This is a genomic window from Bradyrhizobium sp. JR4.1, from assembly GCF_040548605.1.
GTDB classification, from domain to species: Bacteria; Pseudomonadota; Alphaproteobacteria; order Rhizobiales; family Xanthobacteraceae; genus Bradyrhizobium; species Bradyrhizobium canariense.
The window spans coordinates 1-1028 of sequence record NZ_JBEPRY010000083.1 but is presented as its reverse complement, the minus strand read 5'-3'; the positions used below and the strand labels follow the sequence as shown (position 1 = coordinate 1028).

Below are 1028 nucleotides of genomic sequence, written 5' to 3'. Positions count from 1 at the left end.
CGCGCGACAATCATCGCGGCAATCATCACCTCGCCGCGACACCGACTCGCCATCCTGATTGTCGCGCGCTTCCCATCCAGATTGTCGCGCTATAGCCCCACAGCGCGATCGGCAATAAGGCGCCGATATCGCTGTTGAATGGCTCATCGGCGCCCCAGCCGGCATGAGCATAACCCCGGCAAATTCCAGCGCCGGCTGGCCTAGTTTTGGGGAGCACTTCAAAACCCCGGAAAATTCCAGCATCAGCTGGCCTAGTTTTGGGGAGCACTTCAAAAAACCCCGAGACTCTAACCGCCGCCGGATGAAAGTTCGGTGGCAGGTCAGTCCGGCTTGCCGTGACGAGCCAAGGCATCCTCTAGCGTCTCGACGCAGAAGGCTGCTTCCATGGTGATCGACAGCCGCCACGACAAAACGCGACGTGTTGCCCAGTCCAGCACCACGGCGAGATTGACGAAGCCACTCGCCATCGGGATGTAGGTGATGTCCATCGCCCAGACCTCGGTCGCCTGATCTCCATGCCGCGCAGCAGGTATGGATGGATCTTGTGGCCGGGCCCGGGTCTGGTGGTGCGCGGACGGCGATAGAGCGCCTCTATCCCCATCCGCCGCATCAGCGTCTTCACATGCCGGCGGCCGATCTTGCACCCCTCGGCAGCCAGCAAGCCTCTCAGCATTTGCGAGCCGGCGAAGTGAAACTCCAGATGCAGCCGGTCGAGACGCCGCATGATCGCGAGATCGGCGTCCGGCACCGGCCGCGGCAGGTAGTACACGCTGCCGCGGCTGATGTTCAAAGCCTCCGCCTGTCTGGTGATCGACAGCTCGTGCTCACGGTCGATCATCGCTTTGCGCTCAGCAATCCCGCCTTGGTGAGCGCTCCTTCTAAAAAACTGATCTCGGCGCGGCACGCCCCCTGTGGGATAGAAACGGATTGGCAATAGACTGCGTTCGGAAGGGAGCGGCCGATACGATTTTGGTGGCATTTAACCCCGTCAAAAAACCTGGTCCATGAGCTGTTCCGGACATGAGAGT

General features: G+C 60.9%; 1 pseudogene. It reads right to left on the bottom strand.

The annotated features are described in order from the left end of the window. Window positions 1-323 precede the first annotated feature (323 nt). Window positions 324-886, bottom strand: a pseudogene (locus tag ABIB90_RS41610) (DDE-type integrase/transposase/recombinase); the annotation flags it as partial. Between the last annotated feature and the right edge of the window lie 142 nt (window positions 887-1028).